3 protein-coding genes and 2 riboswitches are annotated in these 4,998 nt (G+C 70.3%); of the genes, 2 read left to right on the top strand and 1 reads right to left on the bottom strand.

Annotated elements, in window-relative coordinates:
• Positions 1-323: 323 nt before the first annotated feature.
• Positions 324-1,337 (bottom strand): peptidase, encoded by a 1,014-nt coding sequence (locus tag ACZ7KI_RS37930; RefSeq protein ID WP_470277833.1) that lies wholly within the window; start codon positions 1,335-1,337, stop codon positions 324-326.
• A 35-nt stretch (positions 1,338-1,372) separates the two neighbouring features.
• A riboswitch (cobalamin riboswitch) is annotated at positions 1,373-1,499 on the bottom strand.
• 109 nt (positions 1,500-1,608) lie between these two features.
• A riboswitch (cobalamin riboswitch) is annotated at positions 1,609-1,724 on the top strand.
• Positions 1,725-1,806: 82 nt separating this feature from the next.
• On the opposite strand from ACZ7KI_RS37930, the gene ACZ7KI_RS37925 reads away from it, so the two are divergent.
• Together ACZ7KI_RS37925 and ACZ7KI_RS37920 are read left to right on the top strand one after the other, a co-directional pair.
• Entirely contained in the window at positions 1,807-4,284 is a 2,478-nt protein-coding gene (locus ACZ7KI_RS37925; protein WP_470277832.1) for a hypothetical protein, read from the top strand.
• A complete protein-coding gene (locus ACZ7KI_RS37920; protein ID WP_470277831.1) occupies positions 4,281-4,865 on the top strand; it encodes a flagellar hook-length control protein FliK in 585 nt (194 codons plus the stop codon). The genes ACZ7KI_RS37925 and ACZ7KI_RS37920 overlap by 4 nt, the downstream gene beginning before the upstream one ends.
• Positions 4,866-4,998 lie beyond the last annotated feature (133 nt).

Here is a 4,998-nt window from a genome sequence, read left to right as displayed (position 1 = left end):
AAACGCGTAGGCAGCAGCGACCACAGCCCGCGACACGACACGTTTGACTTACCCCTCAATAGAACCCTACTTCGCACTCACGGCCCGCTCGCGAAACCACGCATACCACCCAAGTTGGATACTTACCCGTGCAAATAGGGTCCTTTGTGGACAGACCAGTCGCCGTCCCCGCTCCCGTAAGCCGGTCCGGACCCACGCCGGGGCACGCCACGTTTGGGTTACCTCTCAATAACCCGAATCGCCACTCACGACCACCTGTACCGAACGTCCACCGCAGCCTCGGTCCGGACCCGCCCCCACCCACCACCCCCGCATTCAGAGGACTAAACGCGGGGGCAGGCGAGCACCGGTGCCTGCGGACGGCCGCCGCCGTGCAGGTCGCTCAACGGAACCCTCGCCAGGCCGAGAATCGCCTGAGCGGTCGCGCGCGGGGCGGTCGACGCGTTCAGGCCGGTGGCGTCATAGTCGATCGCGCCGCGGTCCGCCGCCGCGCCGGTGCAGCCGATCTGCAGCGAACGCAGGAATTCGCGGGCCTTGGCCGCGGCGGCGGGACGGTGACCCGCCAAGGCTTGGGCGGCGAGACCGGTGCTGTTGGCGTTGGGCGCGTTGGTGCCGAAGCCGAAGCCGCCGTTCGCGTGCTGCTTGGTGATCAGCCACGCGGTGCCTTCGGCGGCGTTCACCGTGTCACCGGTGGCGCGCAACGCCTGGACGGCCGTCGCGGTCGCGTCGACGTCGCTCGTGCACGTCGCCTCGCCGAAGTTCAGCGGGAAGCCGCCGTCCGCGCATTGCGTACCCGCGAGGAAGGTGACGGCGGACGCGGGAGCACCACTGGCGGTGCGGTCGAGCGCAAGCAGCGCGAGCGACTGCGAAAGCGCGTTGGAGTAGTCGCCGAATTCGGACCGGTCGGAGAACCGGCCGGACGGCGTGAGCAGCGAGAGCAGCCCCGCCTTCAGGTCGACGCCGCCGAACGACGCCGGGTTCTCGCCCCGGATCTGCGCGGCGAGCATCAGTTTGGCGTGCGCGCCCGCGTACGCCTCGTTGCCGCTTCCGACGTAGCCGGTGGTGATCTCCGGCTTCGCCAGCCACGCGATCGCCTTGCCCGCGTTCGTGTCCGACACCCCGGCGGCGGCGAACGCGAAGACGGCGTCGATCGTCAGGCCCTGGTCGGGGAACTTCTGGCCGCCGAAGTCGGCCTCGAACCGTTCTCCGTCGATCAGCTGCCTGGCGAGCCAGCCCGCGGCGGCGTCCGCCTTGTTCGGGGTGGCCGCGGCCGCCGCCGGAGCGGCGACCAACCCGATGCCGCACAGCATGGCGACGGCGAGGAACAAACGTCTCATGAGAACCCTTTCCCGCATTTCCACGACAGGAGTCGGTGGTGACACCGCGCGACGTGGGTGACCGGGCTCGCCGGGAAGGCATACCGTTGCGGGACAGCGCCGGACTCTCACCGGACTTCCCCCACGACCGCGCTGAATCGGACGATCCGAAGAGTCTCATCTCCGCCGGGTGCCGCGGTACCGCCGGGCGCGAGCGGTGATGTGATCCTGGCAACGACCTGGTCAGCGGTGCCTGCTGCCGGTGATCGAGTGTTAACCTCGGCTGGCTCGACAACTCAACACCGCCGCCCGTGACGGGGAAGCCGGTCGAAATCCGGCGCTGTCGCGCAACCGTGGGCCCTTTCACCGGGGCGAGCCGGGATACCGAACGGGCGGATGAACGATCAGAAGTCCGAACCACTGTCGCGATAAACAGGGGTGACCCCGGCGTCCGCGCCTGTCCTCCTTCGTGCCCGCAAAGGAGGAGTACATGCGCCGCGGATATCTGGCCGCCTTGTCCTTCGCCGTCAGCGCCGGTCTGGTCGCCGCGCTGCTCACGGGCACGGCGACGGCCGCGAGCGACCGTGCCGCGGCACAGGCGAATTCCCGGTGGCTCGCGACGAAACTGAAGCCGGACGGCACGCTGGACGATCCCAACGGCGGCGCGTTGCCCGACCACGGTCTGATGCTCGACGTGCTGTTCGCGATGTACGCGTCGGGCGAAGGGGCGCGCGCCGAACCGATCGTGAAGTTCCTCGACGACCAGGGCCACGCCACCGACTTCTTCACCTGGGACGGCTTGGTCCCCGGCGCCGGGTACGACGCGGTCATCGTCGGCGGCGCGGTGGCGAAAACGCTGGTCGCCGCCGAGGTCTCCGGCCGCGATCCGCGAAACTTCGACGGCCACGACATGGTCGCCGAGACCAAGGCCGCGATCATGCGCAAGGGGCCGGACAAGGGCCGGGTCAGCGACTATTCGAAGAACCCCGAGCTCGCCGACGCCGTGACCAACAACGCGAACATGTTCGCGCAGGCGCTCGGCGTCATCGGGCTCGCGGCGGCGGGCGAGAACGACCGGCTCGCCATCGACAAACTGCTGACCCAGCAGTGTTCCGAGGGTTACTTCCGCGTTTTCTTCGGCGAAGTCAAGACGACCGAGACCGGTGATCACGTCAAACCCGGCGGCTTCAAGATCTCGACCTGTGACGAGGGCAAGGGGTCCGACCAGTCCGCGCCGGACGGTGACGCCACCGGACTCGCGCTGTCGGCACTGCTGGCCGCCCGGAAGGCGGGTGCGACCGGACTCGACGGACCGATCGCCAAAACCGTCTCGTGGCTCAACGCGCACCAAAGCCCGGACGGTGGCTGGGGTGGCGGCGTCGGCACCGAAGCCCCGAACACCAACAGCACCGGCCTGATCGTCCAAGCGCTCGCCGACGTCGGCGGCGCGGAAGCGGCGGTGGACCGCGGGGTGCGTTTCCTCAAGTCCGCGCAGGCGACCGCCGCGGCCGACTCAGGCACCAGGCTCGCGGGCGAACTCGGCGCGATCGCTTACGACCCGACGGCTTACAGAGCCGCACGCACCAACGGGATCAGCGGGCTCGACACGTGGATCCGCTCCGGCGCCCAGGCCTCACTGGGGCTGGCGCAGACCGGGTTCTACGCGCTCGCGAAGGGCGCCGGGCCGCCGCCGCCGGCGAGCAGTGTGGCGGAACCGGCCACGGTCACCGTCACGCCGCCGATGGCCAAGCCGAAAACCGCACGCGCGCAGAAGGACAGCACGTCGGCACCGAGGAAGACCACCGTGCTGAAGGCGCCCCCGGACGCGATGGTCTCGCCGTCCGCGGCGACGCCCGCTGCCCGGCTGGGCGCCTACCTGGCGAACCACTTGACCGGCGGCGACCACGTCGAGGTCGCCGAGGACGGCAAGACCTACGTCGACTACGACGCCACCGCGGATCTCGTACTCGCTTTGCGGGCACTGGACGAGCAGCCGGACGCGGTCGCTCGCGTGTCGAAATTCCTGCTCACGCCGGAAGCCGTGCAGGCCTACGCGCACGGCGCGCCGTACGAACAGGGTGGCGCGTCCTATGCCGAACCGCTCGCGAAGCTCGTGCTCGTCGCCGAGTTCGCGAAGGCCGACCTCGCGGTTCAACTGCGGGCCGACCTGGTGAAACTCCGTGGCGAGGACGGCGAGTTCACCGACATCGGTTCCTTCGCCGACGCGGACGAGACGGTCGAACGCCACGCGTGGGCCCTGCTCGCCACCGCCGCCGACCCCGGTGCCGCGGTCGAATTGCTCCTCTCACGCCAGTGCGCCGACGGCACGTTCCCGAAGCACCTCGACACCTTGGAGTGCGGATCCGGCGATCTCGCCGCGACGGCCTCGGCGGTCACGGCGCTGGCCGCCCGGCCGTTCACCCACGCCGCACCCGCCACGAAACGGCCGGATGGCTGGTCCGAGCGGCGCGTGTCGGCGGTCGTCTCCGCGGTGAAGGCGCTCGGCGTCCGGCCGACCGGCGAGGGATTGGTGACCGGCGAGGCGGGACGACCGGACGTCGCGCTCAGTGCTTCGGTCGCCGCGGCCCGGCAGGTGGCGGGGCTGGACGCGAGCGGTACCGCGCGTTCGCTGGGCAAGCTCGCGCGGGCCGACGGCGGATTCGCCGCGGGACCGGTCGTGGCGGGTGAGGGGGAGACCGACTTCCCGACGAGCCTGGCCGCCGCGCCGGGGGTGGCGGGCCGGTCGTGGCTCACCGCGGCCGATTCGCCGTTGTCACCCGCGCTCCGGCTGCCGCTTTCGCAAGCCGACGCCGCGTCCGGCACCCAGTTGCAGGCCACCGCTCAGCCCGCCTGGCCACCCTGGCTGATGTGGGGCTTGACCGGACTGGCCGGATCGCTGCTGCTCGCGGCGATCGCGCTGATTTTCCTGCTCCGCCGATTCATCAAGACCAAGGGGGTCTCGTCATGAGAAAACTGCTCGCCGTCACGTCCGTCCTTATCGGACTGACGATCGCCGTACCCGCGACCGCGCAGGCGGTCGATCCGGCCAAGGGCTACAACGGGGTCTGCACCGGCGCCGACGCCGCCACCGGGGTCACCGTCGTCGTCGACTTCCAGGAGCTGGACGGCAACGGCGGCACCGCCGCGCCGACGATCACGCGCTGCTCGCCCAACGCGAACCCTGGCACCGCCCGGACCGGTATCAAGGCCCTGCAGGACGCGGGGATCGCCGTCGCCGGGACCGCGAAGTGGGGCCTCGGTTTCGTCTGCCGCCTGGAGGGCCGCCCGGCCGCGACGGAAACCCTTCCGCTGTCGACCAACCCGAACTACAAGGAAGCGTGCGTGATCACCCCGTCGCCGGTCGCGTACTGGGGTTACTGGTACGCAGACGGTTCCGGTTCCGCCTGGACCTACAGCAGCCAGGGCGCGCTCAACCGCAACGTCGTCCCCGGTGGCTTCGAAGGCTGGTCGTTCTCGCTGAACAAGTCCTCCTCGACCAACCCGCCGCCCGGGGTCACGCCGTCGAACCCGGCCCGAACTGTCCAATGAGGAGGGTCTTCGGCGTGGGGGGGGGGGGGGTGTTTTGTTTCCCCCCCCCCCCCCCCCCCCCCCCCCCCCCCCGAGACGAAAGAGAGGGGAAACCCGCCACCGCAAAAGAAGGAAGGAAGGGGTGAGGGAGGGG

The sequence above is a fragment of the Amycolatopsis sp. NPDC039088 genome (assembly GCF_055598845.1).
The sequence above is the reverse complement of the archived record's forward strand: the minus strand, read 5'-3'. Positions and strand labels throughout refer to the sequence as shown.

Bases quoted from the DNA above. Each gene is read 5' to 3' on its own strand.
- ACZ7KI_RS37930 (WP_470277833.1), bottom strand. From the start codon at position 1,337: ATGAGACGTTTGTTCCTCGCCGTCGCCATGCTGTGCGGCATCGGGTTG.
- ACZ7KI_RS37925 (WP_470277832.1), top strand. From the start codon at position 1,807: ATGCGCCGCGGATATCTGGCCGCCTTGTCCTTCGCCGTCAGCGCCGGT.
- ACZ7KI_RS37920 (WP_470277831.1), top strand. From the start codon at position 4,281: ATGAGAAAACTGCTCGCCGTCACGTCCGTCCTTATCGGACTGACGATC.